This window comes from Actinoplanes subglobosus, from assembly GCF_042650585.1.
Lineage (GTDB): Bacteria > Actinomycetota > Actinomycetes > Mycobacteriales > Micromonosporaceae > Actinoplanes > Actinoplanes subglobosus.
Genome location: NZ_JBHSBL010000002.1, coordinates 46,637 through 66,216, shown reverse-complemented (window position 1 = coordinate 66,216; position 19,580 = coordinate 46,637). Strand labels below are relative to the sequence as shown.

Here is a 19,580-nt window from a genome sequence, read left to right as displayed (position 1 = left end):
AAAATGTCAGACCCCTGTGCTGGAATCCCCTCCATGACTGAACAGCCACAACCCATTGCCGACGTCTCGACTGTCACCCCCGCCCAGCGGGCCCAGATCCTTCGCGAGGAGTCGGTCTGGATCGAGGAGGACTGGTTGGACGGTTGTTTCGACGGCGGCGTCAAGGACCTGATGGTCGCCCTCAGCACGCGCATCGAGGATCTCGAGGGAGCGACCACAGCGAGCCTGTGGTAGTTGCCGCGGCCCTTTGGTGATTCTTTGGCGGGTCTCTTCATGCTGTCCGCACAGGTCAGTCAAGGAGAGACAACATGCTCAGCGCCCGACGCACCGCCTCGGCCCTGATCACCGCCATCGCGCTCGCGAGCCTCACCGCGTGCGGCACCGCGGAGGCCGGCCCGATCCCGGACACCGGCCCCCGCGGCAGCGAGATCTCCGACGAGGGGGAGGCCAGCCTCGGCCCCGAGGTCACCCTCGACTTCGACATCACCGGCGCCGTCGAATTCAGGGGTACGACGACCGCGCTCGCCCCGTCCGGCGGCCCACACTTCCTCAAGACCTGTGCGGAGTACGCCGAGGGCACCGCCGAGAAGCAGTACCTGGCAGCCGGTCTGCTCGACGGCCCGGTCGACGGTCACGAGATCACCATGGAGCTGTGGATCGCCGACTACACCGGCCCCGGCACCTACCCCAAGGATCAGCTGGTCGCGCCCGGCTCGCGCCCGAGCATCGCGATCGACAACTCCATCTACGGCACCTGGCCGGACAGCACCGCCAGCAAGGCGACCACCGACGGCAAGGGCGGCGGCACCTGGACATTCACGAAACTGGCGAAGACCGGCGAGGGCGGCCTGCCCGGCGCCGCCATCAGCGGCACGGTGACCTGGACCTGCCAGGAGCCGTAGCCCAGGTGCGTGCCAGGATGCGGTCATGCCGTACGACCCGTCGCCGCAGTCGTTGCGGGGCCTGATGGAGACCTATTGGGGACCGCACGGCTGGCGGACGCCGAGCAGGTTGCCGGATACCCCGGCCGTGCAGCGTGCCATCTCGGCCGGCGTGATGTTCGAGGAGCCGTGGACCACGAACCACGACGACCTGGTGGAACGGGCTCGCCGTGCCGCCGCCGTCATCTCCCTCGACGAGGCCGGCGACGCTTTTCTCGCGAGCCTCACCAGCCGGCGGCTCGACCTCCGTTCCGCCCTCGGCTCCTATGCGGTGGCCCGCCTGCTGCCCTCCCACGCTTTCGAGGAACTGCCGGGATCGGGTATGTGCCTGACCTGTGGTCTCCGTCCGGGCGAGCAGACGGTGGACGTGAACATCCTGAGTTTCGAGCGGTTCAAATGGGGCGGCGTCCGTCGAGACGACATCGGATATGTCGCCTTCGACCTGGAGCAGTTCGCCCGCGCGCCGAGACTGACACCCACCGGCGCCGACATCGACATCAGCAGGCGACTGATCGAGGTCCTGCGAAACAGTGACCGCAAGGCCACCTCCACCTCCATCCTTCCGGAGCTGCGCATGGTGCCCGGCAACAAGGACGAACGAGGCACGCTGCTGGAGATCCTGGGAGTCTGCGGCATTGTGGAGACGCCCGATCATCGTGGATACGCGCAGTCCTATGTTCCTGCCGGCCAGCGAGCGCAGCGTCCTGTCGACACCGCCTATCCCGCCTGCTGGTGGACTTCGGAGCATGGCGTCAACACCGACAACCTGGCCTTGTTCCTGCCGCAGACGGCCCAATGACGACCCGATGTTCGGTCGGCAGGCGTCGCACGATCGGCGAGGGCCGATTCGGGCTCACCGATCTGGTCCGCTGGTGGCACCGGGTTCGACCTCGCCGACTGGGTCGGGGCCCAGGACAGCCCCATCCCGCCCATCTATCCGATAGCGTCCAGCGCAGGGGGCCTCTATCTGACAGATAGCTACGCTCCGGCAGCGGAAGACGGGACGACGCTACGATCCCGAATTCGGGAATGAGCCGTGGTCACTCGTGATGAGGTGGCTGCATGAGCGATACCCTCACCACGTTCTGGATCACCCTTCTCAGCACCCTGTCCGGCGGCGTCGTTACCGTCGCGACAACTGCATTCAACAATAGGTACCAGATGCGCAGTGCTCGATTTGCTGCTGAGAACGACTTCAACAAGCAGCAGGCGGCGCACGCTCATGAGATCGACCGTCTCAATCAGGTGAATGCGGACGCCCGCGATGTCGAGAAGGAACGGCGCCGTCGTGACCGTCACGATGCGTTGGGCGAGGCCAGGCGTGTGGCCTGCTATGAGTACCTGAAGGACCTGGATACCTTCAGAGAATGTGCCCGTGCCTTGGAAGAGGACACCGACGCCACGGCCGAAGACGCCTATGAGAAACTCAAGGAGAATGCCCAGGAAGCCTGGACAACCCTTGCATCCAGCACATCACAGCTTCAGGTGTTGGGCCCGAAGGCGCTCTCCGATGCGGTCAATGAGCTGCAGCGGACGGCCGGCTAGTACTCCATCGAGGCCGAGCGAACCGGCGACAAGAAGTCCACGAAGAAGTTGCAGGCGACTTTTGACGACCTCCTTGTCGCCCGGAGGGCATTCATAGCTGAGGCCCAGCGTCTTTCAGAGACGGCAGATGCCGTGTAGGTGGCTGGAGCGCGAGTTCGACGGCGGTGTCAAGGACCTGATGACCAGTCTCAGCTTGCGCATCGGGGAGGTCGAAGGAACCGGCACCGGGCCGTACCTGTGGTAGGTCGCTGACGTCAGGTGCCGTCCTCGACGGCGACGGCTACGTCGTGCAGCAGGCGGCGTAGCCACACCACCGCCGGGTCGGTTTCGCGGCGGGGATGCCAATGGGCCGTCTCGGTGATGTGCACCGGCGGCAGCGGGGTCCGGGCGATCACCAGGTCAAGGATGTCCAGGCAGCGGCGGGCCAGCCGGGACGGCACGAAGGCGCACATGCCGGTCCCGCCGACCGCGAACGGCAACGTCAGCAGGCTGGTCACCTGCACCAGCACGGTCCGGCCGGCCAGGCCGTGGGCCTCCATCGTCACCTCCAGCGGCCGCCGCCGGCCCCCGGCCGCGCTGAACTCGGCGACCGCGTGCGGCACGGCCCGCAGATCCTCCAGGCTGAGCGCGCCATCGGTGAGCCGCGGATGGTCGCGGGCGACGACACAGACCAGGTCGTCGGTGAAGATCGGCTGGGTACGGCCGGGGAAGTCGTAGCCGAGCGGCCCGACGATCAGGTCACGGCGCATCAGCTGGGTCTCGAACTGTTCCCGGTTGGCCTCCAGCGGTTCCAGCGCCAGCGAGCATCCGGGCGCCCGCTGCGCGACCAGGCGCGTCAGGGGTTCGGCGAGGACCGTCATCGCATACTCCGACATGCTGACCCCGAACCGGTGGGTGCTGGACTCGGCATCGAACTCGCGTTGCGCACCCAGCAGTGCCTCGGCTGCCTCGACCGCGTCGGCGACGACCGGCCGCAACCGGCCGGCGAGGGGGCTCAGGACGAAGCCGCGCCCCTCCCGTACCAGAAGCTCGTCGTTGAAGTGCCGGCGCAGCCGGGTGAGCGCACCGCTCATCGCGGACTGGCTCATCGTCATCCGCTCGCCGGCGTGCGTGAGGTTGCGTTCCTCCAGCAGCGCGTGCAGCGACAGCAACAGGTTGGCGTCGACTTCCCGCAGCCGTTCCTTCACCCCTTTAGTCTCGGGCACGAGGAGGCGTGTGGATGACTCTGGGCGGTACCGACCTGAATCTTCTGCTCCTGCTGCGGGTGCTGCTGGAGGAGGGCAACGTGACCCGGGCCGGGGCGCGGCTCGATCTGGGGCAGCCGGCGATGAGCGCGGCCCTGGCCAAACTGCGGCGCCGGTTCGACGACGAGCTGCTGGTGCGGGCCGGGCGTGACTACGAGCTGACGCCGTTCGCCCGGGATCTGCTGCCGGAGGTGCAGCATGCGGTCCGGCTGATGGCCCGCGCCCTGGACGTGGAGGCACAGTTCGACGCCGCGACCAGTGAACGGTCGTTCCGGCTGGGTATGAGCGACTACGCCATCGCGGTGCTGCACGAGCCGCTGGTCCGGCTGCTCAGTAGCGCGGCGCCGGGCGTACGGCTGGTGATCGAGCATCTGGGCCCGAACGCGCGGACCTCGGAGCGGATCCTGTTCGACCACGATGCCCTGGTCGCGCCGCTGGGTTTCGGTTTTCCGGGGGAGTCGCGGCCGCTGTGGCGGGACCGGATGGTGGTGATCGCCGACCGCCGGAACCCGCGCCTTGACGAGGGCCGGCTGACGCTGACCGATCTGGCGGAGCTGCCGCACGCGGTGGCGGCGTTCGGGCCGGGCGTGCTCACCCCCGTGGACCGGGTGTTCGGTGAGGTGGGTGTCGACCGGCGGATCGCGTTGCAGGTGTCGGGTTTCCTGCCGCTGGCGTTCGTCATCGAGGGCACCGACATGGTGGCGGTGGTGCCGGAGCGGCTGGCCCGCATGCATCTGTCCGAGAACGGTCCGATCGCGCTGGTGGAGCCGCCGTTCGGCGAGGTGGTGCTGGCGGAGGGCTACTGGTTCTCCGGTGACCGGCTGTCGGACCCGGCGCACCGGTGGCTGTTCGCGCGGCTGGACCAGCTATCCGTCGAGCTGGCCCAGCCGCGCCCATGGGCCGGTGTGCAGAGCGCGGGTGCGGAGAGCGCGGCTGGACCCGCTCGCCGTTGAGCCGGTCCGGCCGTGGTGGTCAGGCGGGTGCGCAGAGCGCGCCGAGGGTCTGGCCCATCAGCCGTCCGGGGTCGGCGTCGGGCGTGTCGGGGTGGATCTCCCATTCGGCCATGAGCAGACTGTTGTCCAGCACCATCCGGACCCGGGGCAGCCGCCGGGCCATGAAGGCGGGCAGTACCCGGTCGATGTGGTCGCCGCCGGTCAGCATCTCGGCGAGCACGACCGCGTCCTCGGCGCACATGGCCGCGCCCTGGGCGATCAGTGGCGGGCAGGCGTGCGCGGCGTCGCCGATCACGATGGTCCGGCCCCGGTGCCACGGGTCGTCGACGAGGATCGCCTCGATGTACTGGTAATTGACGACCGCGTCGTCGGCCAGACTGTCGCGGACTTCGCCCCACACGCCGCCGTACCCCTGCCCGCGCTCTTTGAGGATCTTGCCGTTGGGGTGTTCGCCGACGAACGACCGGTCGAGGTTGCCCTCCAGCAGGAACGCGTAGCACAGGTCGTCGGAGATCGGGGTGTAGCCGGCCTTGTACTTGGGGCCGCCGTAGTAGAGCCCGGAGCAGTCCATCGCGGCCGGCCGCCGGGCGACGACCCGCCAGATGCCCATGCCGACCGAGTGCGGCTGGGCGTCGATGCCGATCATCGACCTGATGCTGGACCGGATGCCGTCCGCCCCGACCAGCAGGTCGACGGTTTCGGTGCTGCCGTCGGAGAGGGTGGCGACGACCTCGTGCCCGCGGTCGTCGATCGCCGTCACGGTGGTGCCGGTCCGGACGTCGACCCCGGCTTCGGCGACTCGCCGGGCCAGGATGTCGGCGAGCCGGGCGCGCAGCGCGCCCATGGTGGGCGGCAGGCCGGGTCCGCCCATCGGCGGCGCCGGCATTTCCATGATCGGTACGCCGTCCGCCCGGAACATCCGCAGCTTGTCGAAGGCGCACCCGTGCTCGGTGAGTTCGTCGAGGATGCCGACCTGGTGGAACGCTTTGAGCGCGTTGCCCTGGAGGGTGATGCCGTGGCCGACGCCGCCGAGTTCGCGGCGCAGTTCGACCAGGATCACGTGGACGCCGCCCTGGGCGAGTGCGAGGGCGAGGGTGCTGCCGGTGATGCCGCCGCCGACGACGAGGACCCGGCGGGCCGGTGAGTCAACCATGGGGGGTCTTGTGCCTTTCAGGCGAATTGTGAGGGGCGTGCTCCGGTGATCCAGCCGACGACGGCGTCCGTGTCGGTGTCGGCGACGGCCACGTCGGCGACCTTGGCGCCCCGGTTCAGGACCACGATCCGGTCGGCGACCTCGTTGCAGAGGGGGAGGTTGTGGGTGACCAGCACGATCGCGATGCCCTGGCCGGCCATCCGCCGGATCAGTGCCTCGACCTGCTTGGTCTGCTCGTAGCCCAGCGCCGCGGTCGGCTCGTCGAGCAGCAGGACACCGCCGGATTCGCCGGACACCCGGATCGCGCCGCGGGCCAGGGCGACGACCTGCCGCTGGCCGCCGGAGAGCATCTCCACCGGGCGGGTCATCGGCGCCGTCCGTACGCCGAGCCGGTCGAGTTCGGCCTCGGACCGTTTGCGCATCGCTTTGCGGTCGACGAACCCGAGCCAGCCGAGCGGCCCGCGGCGCAGGATCTCCCGGCCGATGTTGAGGTTGGTGGAGATGTCCTGCGGGTCGACCAGGGCCAGGTCCTGGTAGACCATCTGGATCCCGGCGGCCGCCGAGTCGCTGGGGGAGTGGAAGCTCACCTCACGGCCGTTGACCGCGATGGTGCCGCCGCTGGGCCGGTGCGCCCCCGACATCACCTTGAGCAGGGTGGATTTGCCGGCGCCGTTGTCGCCGAGCAGGCCGACCACCTCGCCGGGCTGGACGTGGAAGTCGATGCCGGACAGCGCCCGCACGTAGCCGTAGTGCATGTCGATGCCGGTGAGTCGCAGAGCGGGGGAGGTCATCTCAGGCCTGCTTCCGGTGGACCGACAGGTTGGCGCTGCCCATGAGCCGGTTGGAGACGCCGGTCTGCACGATCCGTTCCAGCAGCAGCGACGCGAGCAGCAGCACGCCGGTGGTGACGGTCGCCCAGTAGGGCTGTACCCCGCGGATGGTCAGGCCGTTGGCGATGGTGGCCAGGATCAGGGCGCCGACCAGCACCCGGGGCAGGCTGCCGCGCCCGCCGGTGAGCGCGACACCGGCCAGCGCGACGGCGGTGAGGGCGTTGAAGATGATGCTCGGGCTGGCGTCCGGGGTGGCCTCGGTGGTGATCGCCGCGGTGACCAGGCCACCGAGGGCGGCACACAGGCCGGAGATGACGAACCCGAGGACCTTGTAGCGGTCGGCGTGGATGCCGGAGCGGCGCACGGCCTCGGCGTTGCCGCCGACGGCCATCAAACGGATCCCATCGCGGGTACGGGTGAGGAACACCGTGCCCACCAGGAACAGCAGCGCCACGATGTACACCGGTGCCGGCACCCCGAGGTACCGGTCGGTACCCATGAACGTCAGCCCGGTCAGCCCGGGGAACGTGTAGCCGCCGGCGATGACCGCGGCCAGGCCGGACAGCGCCGACAGGGTGCCGATGGTGACGATGATCGGGTTGAAGCCGCGCAGCGCGATCAGCCCGTTGACCAGCCCGACTACGACTCCGGAGGCCAGCCCGGCGATCAGGCTCAGCCACACCGGCTGCCCGCTGGTGATCATCCAGCCGGCGAGACAGGACGCGAACGCCGCGGTGCCCGGCAGCGACAGGTCGAGCACCCCGGTCATCACCCCGAACGCCACGCCGGCCGCGAAGATCGCGGTGAGGGCGGCCGCGTTGGCGATGAGCAGCGCGTTGTCGATGGTGGCGAAGTACGGGGCGCACCAGAACGAGAACGCCAGAATGATCAGGCCCCAGAGCACGAAGATGCCACGGTCCCGGACGAACAGCAGCACGGAGACCATGCGCGGGACGTCATGGCCGGTCGGGACGGTCGTTTCGGCCGCGGGTGCGGTCACGGTCACTGCCCACTTCCCGCCGTGATCACCTTCTGCGGCGTCGCGAGCTGCTTCCCGACAGCGGTCGGGTCGGCGATCATCGTGGTCAGGCTGTCGAACGACTGCACCATGTCGGCCTCGAACTGCAACGCCACCGACGCGTAGATCTTGCCGTCCTTGACGGCCTGGAGGACCTCGTCGTTGCCGCCGGTCTCGGCGATGCAGGGCAGCTCCTTGCCGGCCGCGGCGAACGCGCCGACCGCGCCGAGGGCACCCTCGTCGTTGTTGCCGAGCACCGCTGTGGCGTCCGGGTTGCCCTGGAGGGCGCTGCCGATGTCGGTCTGTGCCTTGGCCCGGTCGGTGACGGTGACCTCGGTGACGATCTCCGCGGCCGGTGCGGTCGCCTTCAGGGCGTCCAGCTGCGCCTTCTCGACGTCGGCCTTACCGGCCGTGCCCGCGGGCGACACCGTGAGGATGACTTTGGCCGTACCGCCGAGTTTCTCGTTGATGCACTTGCCGAGCGATTCGCCGATGGCCTTGCCCTGCGCCGCGTAGTCGATCTTGGCGAAGGTGAGGCCGGGCTGCATGCCGCTGAGCCCGTAGTCCTCCGGCACCCCGTTGAGCACCAGCGGCACCTTCTTCTCCTGAGCGCTCTTGACCAGGCCGGACAGGGCGTTCGGCTGGACCGCGATGACCCACGCGCCGCCGGCCCGGCCGGACTCGATGACGCTCTTGAGGTCGGTGAGCTGCTTCTGCGGGTCGAGGTTGGGATCCTGAACGAGGATCGTGTAGCCCTTGCTCGACCCGTAGCCCTTCAGGCCCTCGGACAGGCCCTTCATCGCCGGGATCTTGAGAGCGAGCGGGGAGAAGACGATGGTCTTGGCGTTGTCCGCGCCGGCGGCGTCACCGGCACCGGTCGCGGGCTGCGTCCCACCGGAACTGCACGCGGCCAGCGCGAGAGTGGTGAGAGCGGCGAGGGTTATACCGAGGGGTTCGCGATTCACGGCGTCTCCTGGGGTTATATGACGATCCTGTTAACCGTGGTCTGGCTCACAGACAACACGCGTCGCATGTGGTTCGGAACCCTCGTCGCGGTGATGGCTGGCATCGCTCTCAGCGCTTTCCGCCGTGCACGGGCCCACGCCTAGCGTGACCTGGACACCACCGTTTCCGAGGAGGAACACCCATGGCCTACGTCGTCAGCGCCACCTGGATCGCCGAGCCCGGCCAGGAGGGCGTCGTGCTCGACGCGATCGAGAAGCTCACCCCGCTGTCGCGTGCCGAACCGGGCAACCGCTTCTACCAGGCCTACCAGGACCCGGCCGAGCCGAGCACCTTCCACCTGTTCGAGATCTACGACGACGAGGACGCCTACAAGGCCCACGGCACGTCCGAGCACTTCGAGAAATACGGCTTCAACCAGGCCATCCCGGTGCTCACCAAGCGCGAACGCGCCTTCTACGAGACGATCGGCTGACACGACGATGAGACTGGCCAGTTACCGAACGGCGGGAGAGCCGGCGGGCGCCCGCCGGACCGGACTGGTCGTCGGCGAACGCGACGACTGGTGGCTGCACCCGTTCCCGGACGGCACCGACCTGGTCGCGCTGCTCGCCGCCGACCCGGGCGAACGGGAGGCGGCCGCCGACGCCGCGGCCCAGGGCGACGGCCTGAAACCGGAGCAGGTCGTCCTGCTGCCACCGGTGTACCCGGTCGCGATGCGTGACTTCCTCACCTTCGAAGCCCACGTCGAAGGCGTCGGCAAAGGCATGCAGGGCCACGCGTCCGTACCACCGGAGTGGTACGCCGCCCCGTCGTTCCTGTTCATGGCACCGCACGCGGTCACCGGAGCACACGACGACGTGCTGATGCCGCCGGACACCGAACGCCTCGACTACGAGCTGGAGATCGCCGCGGTGATCTGCCGCGACGTCCGCAACGTGACCCCCGGGCAGGCCCGCGCGGCGATCGGCGGCTACTGCGTGATGAACGACTGGTCCGCCCGCGACGTGCAGGGCCGGGAGATGAAACTCGGCCTCGGCCCGTCCAAGGGCAAGGACTTCGCCACCACCATCGGGCCGTGGGTGGTGACCGCCGACGAGCTCGACGACTGCCGCGACGCCGACGGCTTCCTCGACCTGGCCATGACGGTCCGGGTCAACGGCGTCGAGACCGGCGCCGACCGCAGCTCCCACATGGGCTGGTCGTTCGAGCACCTCGTCTCCTACGCGTCCCGTGCCTCCTGGGTGAAAGCGGGTGAGGTCCTCGCCTCCGGCACCTGCGCCTCCGGGGCACTGGCCGAGGCATGGGGCCGCACCGGCACCCTCACCCCGCCGCCGCTGAAAGTCGGTGACGTCGTCGAGATGACCATCGAACGCCTGGGCACGGTCCGCAACCGCATCGTCGAGAGCACCGAACAGGTGCCGCCGATCGTGCCGGCGCGTCGTCGCGTACCCCAGGGGGTCTGAATGATCCTTACCCGCAACCCGGCGACCGGTGCCGAACTGGCCCGCTATCGCGCCCACGACGACGCCGCGATCGAGGATGCGCTGGCCGCGACGGCCGCCGCCGCCCGCGACTGGGCCACCGTCGCCCTCGACGACCGGCTGACCCTGCTGCTCGCCGTGGGAAAACTGCTCACCGAGCGCCGTGACACGTACGCCGCCCTGATCACCGCCGAGATGGGCAAACCTCTCGCCGAATCGCTCGCCGAGATCGACAAGTGCGCCTGGAACTGCCGGGTCGTCGCCGACCTTGCACCCGGCTGGCTCGCCGACCACCCCATCGACTCCGCCGCGACCCGCTCGTGGATCTCCTACGAACCGCTCGGCGTGATCTTCGCGGTGATGCCGTGGAACTTCCCGTTCTGGCAGGTCCTGCGCTTCGCATGCGCCGCCCTGGCCGCCGGCAACGCCGCCCTGCTCAAACACAGCCCCGACGTCACCGGCTGCGCCCTGGCCATCGAGGCGCTGTTCACCGACGCCGGCGCCCCGCCCGGACTGTTCCGGTCCCTGATCGTCGAGGCCCAGCGGGTCCCGTCGGTGTCGGCCCGGATCGTCGCCGACGCGCGGATCGCCGCCGTCACCCTCACCGGTAGCGAACGAGCCGGAGCGGCGATCGCCCGGGCCGCCGGGGCCGCGCTGAAGAAGACCGTGCTGGAACTCGGCGGCTCCGACCCGTTCGTCGTCCTCGCCGACGCGGACGTGCCCCGCGCCGCCGAGGCGGCCGCCCGCTCGCGATTCGGCAACGCCGGGCAGAGCTGCGTGTCGGCCAAACGGTTCATCGTCGTCGACGCGATCGCCGACGAGTTCGTCGCCGCCCTGCTCACCGAGATCCCGCAGATCGGCCCGCTGGCCCGCGCCGACCTGCGCGACACCATCGTCCGGCAGATCGAGCAGAGCGTCGCCGCCGGCGCCACACTGCTCACCGGCGGCACCCCCGTCGACGGCCCCGGCTACCACCTGGAACCGGCCGTCCTCGACCACGTCACCCCCGGCATGCCGGTCTTCACCGAGGAGACCTTCGGACCGGCCGCAGCCGTGATCCGCGCCCGCGACGACGACCACGCCATCGAGCTGGCCAACGACACCGACTTCGGGCTCGGCTGCTCGGTCTGGGGCGAACCGGAGCACGCCCTCGCCGTCGGCCGCCGCATCCGCTCCGGCGCGCTGTTCGTCAACGCGCCCGTCGCCTCCGACCCACGGCTGCCGTTCGGCGGTGTCGGCCGCTCCGGCTACGGCCGCGAACTGTCCGCCGAAGGCGTCCGCGAATTCACCAACGTCCGCACGGTCGCGGTCGCCTGAGCGCCGTACCGGTGAAAGGAACCCCCCAGTGAGCCACCTCAACGCATTCGGCATCACCCACCTGCGGCACGTCGACCTGGCCGTGCCCGACTACGCCACCCAGCGCACCTTCTACCGCGACACCTGGGGCCTGTCCGAGGTCGGCACCGACGGCGACCTGTCCTACCTCGCCGCCGAAGGATCACCCGAGCAGTACGTCATCCGCCTGCGCAAAGCCGACGAGAAGCGCCTCGACCTGATCTCCTTCGGCGCCACCGACGAGGCCGCCGTCGACGCGCTCGCCGCCAAGCTCGGCACCCAGGGCGTCCAGCTGGTCAGCCAGCCCGGCAAACTCCAGACCGCCGGCGGCGGCTACGGCTTCCGGTTCTTCGACGGCGACGGCCGTACCATCGAGATCTCCTCCGACGTCGCCTCCCGCCGGCACCGGGCCATCGAGGAGGGCGAGGCCATCCCGGTCCGCATCTCGCACGCGGTGATGAACTCCAACGACCCCACCGCCACCAAGGACTGGTACGAGACGTACCTCGGCTTCAAGCTGTCCGACACGCTGTGGAGCCAGCACATGGGCGAGATGATGCACTTCATGCGGTGCAACGACTGGCACCACAGCCTCGCCATCGCCCGCGGCCCGCACACCTCCGTGCACCACGTGTCGTTCGAGATGCGCGGCCTCGACGAATACATGCGCGGCACCGGCCGGGTCATGCGCGCCGGCATCAAGAAGATCTGGGGACCCGGCCGCCACCTGGCCGGCAACAACACCTTCACCTACTTCCTCGACCCCAGCGGCAACACCATGGAATACACCACCGAGTTGGAACGCCTCGAAACCGACCAGTGGCACCCCACGCTCTACGACATCGCCGACCCGCAGACCCAGGACCAGTGGGGGACCGCGGACCCGATGAGCGAGATCATCGCCAAGGACAGCTTCAACGCCCCCGACCACGGCGTCTTCGTCGCCCCGCCCGTCTGAGGACCACCATGTTCGAATACTTCCCGGGCAACTACATCTGGAGCTTCGGCGTCACCGCGGCGCTCAACTCCGGCGGTGCGATCGACGAGGTGGACCGGGCCTGCCGGCCGATCCGCGACCTCGCCCAGCAGGGTTCCGACGTCGGGACCGAGCAGTTCATGGCGTCCTGGCGCAAGGTCGCCGACCAGGTCGAGCAACAAGCCTCAGAAGCAGAGAAATCCGGGCATCCGCGTACGGCCGGACAGAAATACCTGCGTGCCGGCGGCTACCTGTGCCAGGCCGAACGGATGCTGTCCAACTCCTCGCCACTGCGCATCCCCACCTACCGGCACCTGCTGGAGGTCATGGCGAAGGCGTTCGAGCTGATCGACCCGGCGACCACCCGGGTGCAGGTGCCGTTCGAGGGGACGACCCTGCCGGCGTACTTCACCAACGCCTCCACCGACGGCTCACCCGCCCCGACCGTGATCATGTGGAACGGCCTGGACTCGACCAAGGAACACATGTACACCTCGGGCTGGCCCGCCGAGATGGCCGCCCGTGGCATCTCGGTGCTCCAGGTCGACTGCCCCGGCTCCGGCGAGGCGCTGCGGCTGCAGGGCCTGACCGCCCGGGTCGAGACCGAGGACTGGGCGGCCGCGTGCGTCGACTACCTCCTCAGCCGCGAGGATGTCCGGCACGACCGGATCGGCCTGGCCGGCTGGTCGCTCGGCGGCTACTACGTCCCCCGGGCCGCCGCCTTCGAGAAACGCCTCGCCTTCGCCGTCGCCTGGGGCGCCAACCACAACTGGGGCGAGGTCCAGAAGAAGCGCCTGGAACGCGAGGGCGAGAACCCGGTCCCGCACTACTGGGAGCACGTCCTCTGGGTCTGGGGCGAGACCGACCTCGCCACCTTCATCACCAACGCCGAGCGGATCAACCTCAACGGCGTCGTCGACAAGATCACCTGCCCGTTCCTGATCACCCACGGGACCAACGACCGGCAGATCAACGTCAAATACGCCCACCAGTCGTACGACCAAGCCGTCAACGCCCCGAAGAGGGACCTGCGGCTGTTCACCCCCGAGGAGGGCGGCACCGAGCACATCGGCCTCGACCACCTCCCGCACGTCGGCGCCTACACCGCCGACTGGATCGAGGACACCCTGAAGGAGCTGGACGCATGACCTTCCTGTGGGGAGTCTCCGGCTCCGGCCACCAGACCGAGGGCGACAACACCGGCAGCGACACCTGGTACCTCGAACACGTCGACCCGACCGTCTTCGCCGAACCGTCCGGCAAAGCCTGCGACAGCTGGAACCGGTGGCGTGACGATGTGGCCCTGGCCGCCGGCATGGGCCTCAACGCCTACCGCTTCTCCGTCGAGTGGGCCCGCGTCGAACCCGAACCCGGCGCCTTCGACGAGACCGCTCTGGATCACTACGAGGCGATCGTCGACCACTGCCTCGAACGCGGCCTGGCACCGGTCGTCACCTTCAACCACTTCACCTCACCGCACTGGTTCGCCGAGCGGGGCGGCTGGCTCGACCCGGACGCCCCGGAGGTGTTCGCCCGCTACTGCGACCGGGTGGCCGCCCGGTTCGCCGACCGGATCGCGGTCGCCGTCACCCTCAACGAACCCAACCTGGCCCGCCTGCTCACCTGGCTCGACCTGCCACCGCACATCCGCGACCGGGAACGGGCCACCCTCGAAGCCGCCGGCCGCGCCGCCGGAGTGCCCCGCTACCGGGTCGGCAACGTGATGCTGCCCGAGGAGATGGACGCCATCGCCGACGGCATGACCGCCGGTCACCGCGCCGCCCGCGCCGCGATCAAAACCCACCGGCCCGACCTGCCGGTCGGCTTCTCCCTGGCCATCGTGGACGACCTGGTCGCCGGCGACGACGCGACACTGCGAGACCGCAAAAGATCAGAGGTGTACGCCCGGTGGCTCGACCTGGCCCGCGAGGACGACTTCGTCGGCGTGCAGAACTACGAACGGCTCACCTACGACGCCCTCGGCGCCGTGCCACCACCGGCCGGCGCGCCGCGTAACCAGATGGGCAGCGCGATCGAACCCGGGTCACTGGCCGGGGCGGTCCGTTACGCGTACCAGAGCACCGGCCGTCCGATCCTGGTCACCGAACACGGCATGGCCACCCCCGACGACACGCTGCGGGCCGCCTTCCTCGAACCGGCCCTCGACGCACTGCACCGGGCGATGGCCGACGGCGTGCCGGTGCTGGGCTACCTGCACTGGACGCTGCTGGACAACTTCGAATGGATCTTCGGGTACGCGTTCCAGTACGGCCTGCACGAGGTCGACCGGACCACCTTCGAACGCACCCCGAAACCCAGCGCGAAGGCGTACGCCGACCTGGTCGCCGCCTACCTGGCGCCGTCCCGCACCGGGTAGCGGCCGCCCACCCCGTGTCCCGCGGGGGACCCGGCCGGTGTCACCACGGCCGGGTCGGCGGTGTACCGAGACGTACTGCTCTGCCGCGGCGCCATCCTCGCCGATCGGACATGGCACCATGATCTCGGTAGCCGAGCGCTGGAGGACGTGTGCCATATTCGCCTGATCTCACCGCGATCCTGCGTGCGGGGGCACGGTTCGAGGCCGACGGTATCGCCTACGTCATCGAGCGGCTGCCGGTCGGCACCGTCGTCGCTCCGACCGGCGAGATCACCGCGTGCGACCCGCTCACCGGTGCGCGTGGGGCCGAGGCGTTCACCGTGACGATCGAGGCGGGGGCCTATCCGCTCACCGCGTGGGTGGCGGTGGTCAGCCGGGAGGAACGGGAGCCTCAGCACCGTACCGCCGCATTGGAATTGACCGTCAGTGATCAGCCTGCGGTGCGCTGGGAGATGGCCCTCAACGAGGGCCAGGACGTCGGCGTCCTCGACGAGGCCGACGGCTACTTCGGCTACCCGGTCGACGCCGGCGTCGGCACGCTGGCCGACCTGTCGGCGGTGACCGCGCTCGCCGAGTGGGACTACGACCAGCTGGAAGAGGTCTACATCCCGGCACAGATCCCGCCGGGCCCGGCCCCGATCGACGGCCTCATCGACGAGACCACCGGCGCCAACGTCATCACCGTCTCCACCGGCTGGGGCGACGGCGTCTACCCGACCTTCGTCGGCTACGCCGCCGACGGCACGATCAGCGCTTTCGTCACCGACTTCCTGGTGATCCCCGATTAGCGGGGACCACGCCGTCTCCGGCTGGCGATCCGACTTCAAACCGGCGCAGGCGCAGCTCCACGACCAGAGATCCGCCCTGAACGCGCTCGTCGGCCGGCACCTGGAGACCGGCTGGACCGGCTGGGACCCGGCCAGAGACGTGTGGCAGCCGGCCCTTCCGGTGGTGCTGGTGTTCGACGGCGGCACCCAGCTGGAGGTCGGCTGGCAGGGTGGCACGAGCGATCTGTCGATCACGTGGAACACGATCGACCTGACCACCTCGCCCACCCTCGTCGGAAGTCCGTACGAGTGGCGCTCGTCGAGGCCCGATCCGCTCGCCGAGGTCACCGGCCGCGTCCTGACCGGATGGACGGTGACCGAGAGCCCGTACTTCCCCGGCACCGCCGACCTGACCGGCGACCTGCCGATGGACCAGGTGCGAGGCTGGTCCACACATGGTCTCTGGCTCTCGTTCGCCGGCATCGACCTGCACATCTACAGCGGTGCCGACATCACCCTCATCTCCAAGGGACTCGGGTGGTCCGGCGAGCAGGGCCACATCCGGGTGGTGTGATGCACCCGGCACTTTCCGTGACGGACAGCAAACCCACATATCGGCCTCTACCGTGCCGGGGCGATCACGTGGACGCGTGATCGATACCTGACAGCGGAAGGCGTCGGATGCGTCGACGGAAATGGCTTGCCGTGGGGGTGACCGCGATTGTCGCGGTCGGATCCGCGCAGGCGCTGGCCTCAGCGGAAGAGGAACCGGTCACCGGGCCACCGGCTACCGGGAAGGTCATCGCGGCACAGCCCGTGGCCGCGGTCTCGAGCACGGTCACCCTGATCACCGGCGACCGGGTGAGCCTCCGGGGCGACACCATGTCGGTGAAGGCCGGGCCGGGGCGGAACCGGATCCAGTTCATCAGCGAATCCGACGGGGAGCACCGGTATGTGATCCCGTCGGACGCGGTCGGGCTGCTGCGGGCCGAACGGCTCGACAAACGGCTGTTCGACATCGACGCCCTCGCCGATCAGAGCGGGAACGGGCTGCGGGTGCTCGTCTCGTACGGCAAGAACAAGACGGCAACCGCGCGCCGGGCGATCACCGCGGGCGACGCCGAGGTCGTCCGGGACATCCCGCAGCTCGGCATCATGGCCGCCGAGACCGAAGGCGACTCGCTGTGGTCGACGCTGACCAGCGGCACTGACGAGAAGCGCGCCCTCACCGCGGGTCTCCAACGTGTGTCGCTGGACGCCGAGTACCACCTCGACCTCGACGAGAGCGTCGCCAAGGTCGGTGCGCCGGCCGCGTGGAAGGCCGGCTACGACGGCACCGGAGTGACGGTGGCCGTACTCGACTCGGGCATCGACGAAACCCACCCGGACCTGGCCGGCCAGATCACCGAGACGGCCAACTTCACCACGGCCGCCTCCATCGACGACATCAGCGGCCACGGTACGCACGTGGCGTCGACGATCGCCGGCACCGGTGCCGCCTCCGGAGGCCGCTACAAAGGCGTCGCGCCCGGCGCGAAACTCGCGATCGGCAAAGTGTGCGAGGACCGGACGTGCAGCCTGTCGGCGATGCTGGCCGGCATGGCATGGGCCGCCGAGCGCGTGCCGGTGGTCAACATGAGCCTCGGCAGCTGGGACTGGACCGGGCTGGACGACGGTGAGCGGGCCGTCAACGACCTGACCGCACGGTACGGCACGCTGTTCGTGGTCGCGGCCGGCAACGACGGCTACCCGGGAACCGTCAACTCGCCGTCCACCGCGGACTCCGCACTGTCGGTCGGCGCCGTCGACCGCAACGACCGGCTCGCCTACTTCTCCAGCCGCGGCCCACGGATCGGTGACGGCGGACTGAAGCCGGACATGACCGCGCCCGGCGTCGACATCGTCGCCGCCAAGGCCACGAACGGCCACATCGGCACCCCGGCCGCCGACGGCTACGTGGCGCTCAGCGGCACCTCGATGGCCACCCCGCACGTGGCGGGCGCCGCCGCCCTGCTCGTCCAGCAGCACCCGGACTGGTCGCCGAAACAGCGCAAGAACACCCTGATGGCCGCGGCGAACCCGACCGCCGGCCTCAACGCCTACGACCAGGGTGCCGGCCGCCTCGACGTGGCCCGGGCGATCACCCAGACGGTCACCGTGGACCAGGGCAGTGTCAGCTTCGGTGTGCAGGACTGGCCACATGACGACGACCAGCCGGTGACGAAGACGGTCACCTACCGCAACACCGGCACGGCCGCGGCCGACCTCGACCTGGCCGTCACCGGCGCCGCCTTCACGGTGGCCGACGACCGGCTGACCGTCCCCGCCGGTGGTACCGCGAGCACCACCGTCACGGCCGACACCAGGACGGTGGTCCCGGGTGATCTCGGCGGGCACCTCACCGCCACCGCCACCGCCGGCGACCAGCGGGTCAGCACCGCCCTCGGCGTGGTCAGCCAGACCAAGAGCGTCGACGTCACGGTCAACATCGTCGATCTCGACGGTACGCCGGCCACCCGCTCGTTCACCGACCTGTTCAACCTGGACACCGGCGATAGGGTGTCCGTCAACCCGGTGGAGGGCAAGGCGACGGTCTCGCTGGTCTCGGGCCGGTACGGCGCCTACAGCCAGATCGTCGACGCCGACTCCAGCCGCACCGCCCTGCTCACCATCAGTGAACTGGTCGTCGACCGGGACATGACGATCACCTTCGACGCCCGTACGGCCAAGCCCCTGGACGTGGCCGCGCCGCAGGACGGTGCCAGAAGCGCCATGGCGCGGGTGGACGCCGAATGGGTGGTCGGCGAGCACGTGTTCTCGACCGGCATCTCCGGGACTTCGTTCAGTGAGCTGCTGGTGGCACCGGTGCTGGTGGCACCGGCGTCCCCGGTCGGCAGGGACTTCTTCCAGGCCGGGATGGCGGGGACCTTCGGCGACCCGGGCCCGGACGGCACGTTCCACGACAGCCCCTGGACCGCCGACCTGGCGTACGTGCAGCGCGGTGCGATGTTCGACGGACTGACCTACCGGCCCGAACTGAAGGACCTCGCCGTGGTCGAGGCCGACTACGCGGTCGAGGCCACCGGGGCCGAAGGCGTGCAGGGCCACGCCGCCCTGTACAGCGCCGAAGGCTACGGCAACTCGGTGGACCTGACGTTCGACCTGCCCGCGCACCGCACCGAATACCACAGCCCGGGGATCGCCTGGAGGTCCATCTTCCTGCAACAGCTGCCCGGCGAATACCCCGAGCCGATCAGCGGCCAGCTGAACGCGTCGGCGTCGTACCAGGCCGGCGAACGCATTCGGGAGCAGTGGAACTCCGGGGTGTTCGCGCCGACCGTCACCCAGCCGGAACGCCCCAGGGAATGGATCGTCCGCGAGGGCGACGAACTGAACCTGATGCTCCTTCTGTACGGCGACGGCGCCGGCCATCCCGGCAGCGGGTTCACCGAGAACCCGACGATCACCCTCCACCAGGGGGACACGAAGGTGGGGGAGGGGACCAGTTTCCGGCTGCCGGCCGAGGAGGCCACCTACCGGCTGGAGGCGTCGGACACCCGCGGTGCGCCGTTCCGCACCTCCACCAGGGTCGCCGTGGCCTGGACGTTCCGGTCCGGGCACGTCGACGAGCCGCAGCGGCTGCCGCTGTCGACGGTCCGGTTCAGGCCTCCGCTGGACGACCACAACACGGCTCCGGGCGGGACGACGTTCACGATCCCGCTGACCGTCGACCACCAGCCGGGTTCCACGGCCGGCACCGCCACCGACGTGGGGGCCGAGGTGTCCTACGACGACGGCGCGACCTGGCAGCGGGCCGACGTGAGCGGCACCGGTGACCAGCGGACCGTCACGGTCACCCATCCGGCGGGGCCGGGCTTCGTGTCACTGCGCGCCAGCGCCGCCGACGACGCCGGCAACACGGTGACCCAGGAGACGATCCGCGCGTACATCCTCCGCTGACCGAAGGCCGGGTCCCGATCCACGATCGGGACCC

Annotated in this window: 19 protein-coding genes; 14 read left to right on the top strand and 5 right to left on the bottom strand. The window is 69.7% G+C overall.

The window, feature by feature from the left end; genetic code table 11:
- The first annotated feature begins 33 nt into the window (after positions 1-33).
- From ACFO0C_RS00860 to ACFO0C_RS00845, 4 genes are all read left to right on the top strand, one after another.
- Complete coding sequence (locus tag ACFO0C_RS00860) at positions 34-234, top strand: hypothetical protein (RefSeq protein ID WP_378064472.1); 201 nt, start codon at positions 34-36, stop codon at positions 232-234.
- 74 nt (positions 235-308) lie between these two features.
- Positions 309-902, top strand: coding sequence for a hypothetical protein (locus tag ACFO0C_RS00855; RefSeq protein WP_378064471.1), 594 nt, complete (start codon positions 309-311; stop codon positions 900-902).
- A gap of 25 nt (positions 903-927) precedes the next feature.
- Positions 928-1,740: a hypothetical protein gene (locus ACFO0C_RS00850; protein ID WP_378064470.1), complete on the top strand. Its 813-nt coding sequence runs from the start codon at positions 928-930 to the stop codon at positions 1,738-1,740.
- Positions 1,741-2,003: 263 nt separating this feature from the next.
- Complete coding sequence (locus tag ACFO0C_RS00845) at positions 2,004-2,486, top strand: hypothetical protein (protein WP_378064469.1); 483 nt, start codon at positions 2,004-2,006, stop codon at positions 2,484-2,486.
- Between the two features lie 254 nt (positions 2,487-2,740).
- On the opposite strand, the gene ACFO0C_RS00840 is transcribed toward ACFO0C_RS00845, so the two are convergent.
- A complete protein-coding gene (locus tag ACFO0C_RS00840) occupies positions 2,741-3,673 on the bottom strand; it encodes a LysR substrate-binding domain-containing protein (RefSeq protein WP_378064468.1) in 933 nt (310 codons plus the stop codon).
- A 32-nt stretch (positions 3,674-3,705) separates the two neighbouring features.
- Between ACFO0C_RS00840 and ACFO0C_RS00835 the strand changes: the two genes are divergently transcribed.
- A complete protein-coding gene (locus ACFO0C_RS00835; RefSeq protein ID WP_378064467.1) occupies positions 3,706-4,683 on the top strand; it encodes a LysR family transcriptional regulator in 978 nt (325 codons plus the stop codon).
- Positions 4,684-4,702: 19 nt separating this feature from the next.
- Here the strand turns inward: ACFO0C_RS00835 and ACFO0C_RS00830 are convergent, their stop codons facing one another.
- The 4 genes from ACFO0C_RS00830 to ACFO0C_RS00815 are packed head-to-tail and all read right to left on the bottom strand — an operon-like array spanning position 4,703 to position 8,649.
- The gene (locus ACFO0C_RS00830) at positions 4,703-5,836 is read right to left on the bottom strand and encodes an FAD-dependent monooxygenase (protein ID WP_378064466.1); all 1,134 of its coding nucleotides are present in this window, start codon (positions 5,834-5,836) and stop codon (positions 4,703-4,705) included.
- Between the two features lie 17 nt (positions 5,837-5,853).
- Entirely contained in the window at positions 5,854-6,627 is a 774-nt protein-coding gene (locus ACFO0C_RS00825) for an ATP-binding cassette domain-containing protein (protein ID WP_378064465.1), read from the bottom strand.
- Between the two features lies 1 nt (position 6,628).
- Entirely contained in the window at positions 6,629-7,666 is a 1,038-nt protein-coding gene (locus ACFO0C_RS00820) for an ABC transporter permease (RefSeq protein WP_378064464.1), read from the bottom strand.
- Between the two features lie 2 nt (positions 7,667-7,668).
- Positions 7,669-8,649 carry a sugar ABC transporter substrate-binding protein gene (locus ACFO0C_RS00815; protein WP_378064463.1) on the bottom strand — a complete coding sequence of 327 codons (981 nt, stop codon included), beginning with the start codon at positions 8,647-8,649 and terminating at the stop codon, positions 7,669-7,671.
- Between the two features lie 182 nt (positions 8,650-8,831).
- Between ACFO0C_RS00815 and ACFO0C_RS00810 the strand changes: the two genes are divergently transcribed.
- The 9 genes from ACFO0C_RS00810 to ACFO0C_RS00770 all read left to right on the top strand — a co-directional run bounded on the left by ACFO0C_RS00810 (position 8,832) and on the right by ACFO0C_RS00770 (position 19,546).
- Complete coding sequence (locus ACFO0C_RS00810; RefSeq protein ID WP_378064462.1) at positions 8,832-9,122, top strand: putative quinol monooxygenase; 291 nt, start codon at positions 8,832-8,834, stop codon at positions 9,120-9,122.
- Positions 9,123-9,129: 7 nt separating this feature from the next.
- Entirely contained in the window at positions 9,130-10,113 is a 984-nt protein-coding gene (locus ACFO0C_RS00805) for a fumarylacetoacetate hydrolase family protein (protein WP_378064461.1), read from the top strand.
- The gene (locus ACFO0C_RS00800; RefSeq protein WP_378064460.1) at positions 10,114-11,448 is read left to right on the top strand and encodes an aldehyde dehydrogenase family protein; all 1,335 of its coding nucleotides are present in this window, start codon (positions 10,114-10,116) and stop codon (positions 11,446-11,448) included.
- 28 nt (positions 11,449-11,476) lie between these two features.
- Positions 11,477-12,424, top strand: a complete 948-nt coding sequence (locus ACFO0C_RS00795) for a VOC family protein (RefSeq protein WP_378064459.1) — start codon at positions 11,477-11,479, stop codon at positions 12,422-12,424.
- 8 nt (positions 12,425-12,432) lie between these two features.
- Positions 12,433-13,590 carry an alpha/beta hydrolase family protein gene (locus ACFO0C_RS00790; RefSeq protein ID WP_378064458.1) on the top strand — a complete coding sequence of 386 codons (1,158 nt, stop codon included), beginning with the start codon at positions 12,433-12,435 and terminating at the stop codon, positions 13,588-13,590.
- Positions 13,587-14,819 (top strand): glycoside hydrolase family 1 protein, encoded by a 1,233-nt coding sequence (locus tag ACFO0C_RS00785; RefSeq protein ID WP_378064457.1) that lies wholly within the window; start codon positions 13,587-13,589, stop codon positions 14,817-14,819. Before ACFO0C_RS00790 ends, ACFO0C_RS00785 begins: the two co-directional genes overlap by 4 nt.
- Before the next feature lie 149 nt (positions 14,820-14,968).
- Positions 14,969-15,607: a DUF4241 domain-containing protein gene (locus ACFO0C_RS00780; RefSeq protein WP_378064456.1), complete on the top strand. Its 639-nt coding sequence runs from the start codon at positions 14,969-14,971 to the stop codon at positions 15,605-15,607.
- Between the two features lie 163 nt (positions 15,608-15,770).
- Complete coding sequence (locus ACFO0C_RS00775; RefSeq protein ID WP_378064455.1) at positions 15,771-16,160, top strand: hypothetical protein; 390 nt, start codon at positions 15,771-15,773, stop codon at positions 16,158-16,160.
- Positions 16,161-16,267: 107 nt separating this feature from the next.
- Positions 16,268-19,546 carry a S8 family serine peptidase gene (locus ACFO0C_RS00770; protein ID WP_378064454.1) on the top strand — a complete coding sequence of 1,093 codons (3,279 nt, stop codon included), beginning with the start codon at positions 16,268-16,270 and terminating at the stop codon, positions 19,544-19,546.
- Positions 19,547-19,580: the final 34 nt, after the last annotated feature.

Excerpts from the sequence above, each read along its gene's own strand:
- ACFO0C_RS00805 (WP_378064461.1), top strand. The coding sequence starts at position 9,130 with ATGAGACTGGCCAGTTACCGAACGGCGGGAGAGCCGGCGGGCGCCCGC.
- ACFO0C_RS00830 (WP_378064466.1), bottom strand. The coding sequence starts at position 5,836 with ATGGTTGACTCACCGGCCCGCCGGGTCCTCGTCGTCGGCGGCGGCATC.
- ACFO0C_RS00860 (WP_378064472.1), top strand. The coding sequence starts at position 34 with ATGACTGAACAGCCACAACCCATTGCCGACGTCTCGACTGTCACCCCC.
- ACFO0C_RS00790 (WP_378064458.1), top strand. The coding sequence starts at position 12,433 with ATGTTCGAATACTTCCCGGGCAACTACATCTGGAGCTTCGGCGTCACC.
- ACFO0C_RS00810 (WP_378064462.1), top strand. The coding sequence starts at position 8,832 with ATGGCCTACGTCGTCAGCGCCACCTGGATCGCCGAGCCCGGCCAGGAG.
- ACFO0C_RS00785 (WP_378064457.1), top strand. The coding sequence starts at position 13,587 with ATGACCTTCCTGTGGGGAGTCTCCGGCTCCGGCCACCAGACCGAGGGC.
- ACFO0C_RS00770 (WP_378064454.1), top strand. The coding sequence starts at position 16,268 with ATGCGTCGACGGAAATGGCTTGCCGTGGGGGTGACCGCGATTGTCGCG.
- ACFO0C_RS00845 (WP_378064469.1), top strand. The coding sequence starts at position 2,004 with ATGAGCGATACCCTCACCACGTTCTGGATCACCCTTCTCAGCACCCTG.
- ACFO0C_RS00855 (WP_378064471.1), top strand. The coding sequence starts at position 309 with ATGCTCAGCGCCCGACGCACCGCCTCGGCCCTGATCACCGCCATCGCG.
- ACFO0C_RS00835 (WP_378064467.1), top strand. The coding sequence starts at position 3,706 with ATGACTCTGGGCGGTACCGACCTGAATCTTCTGCTCCTGCTGCGGGTG.
- ACFO0C_RS00800 (WP_378064460.1), top strand. The coding sequence starts at position 10,114 with ATGATCCTTACCCGCAACCCGGCGACCGGTGCCGAACTGGCCCGCTAT.
- ACFO0C_RS00825 (WP_378064465.1), bottom strand. The coding sequence starts at position 6,627 with ATGACCTCCCCCGCTCTGCGACTCACCGGCATCGACATGCACTACGGC.
- ACFO0C_RS00850 (WP_378064470.1), top strand. The coding sequence starts at position 928 with ATGCCGTACGACCCGTCGCCGCAGTCGTTGCGGGGCCTGATGGAGACC.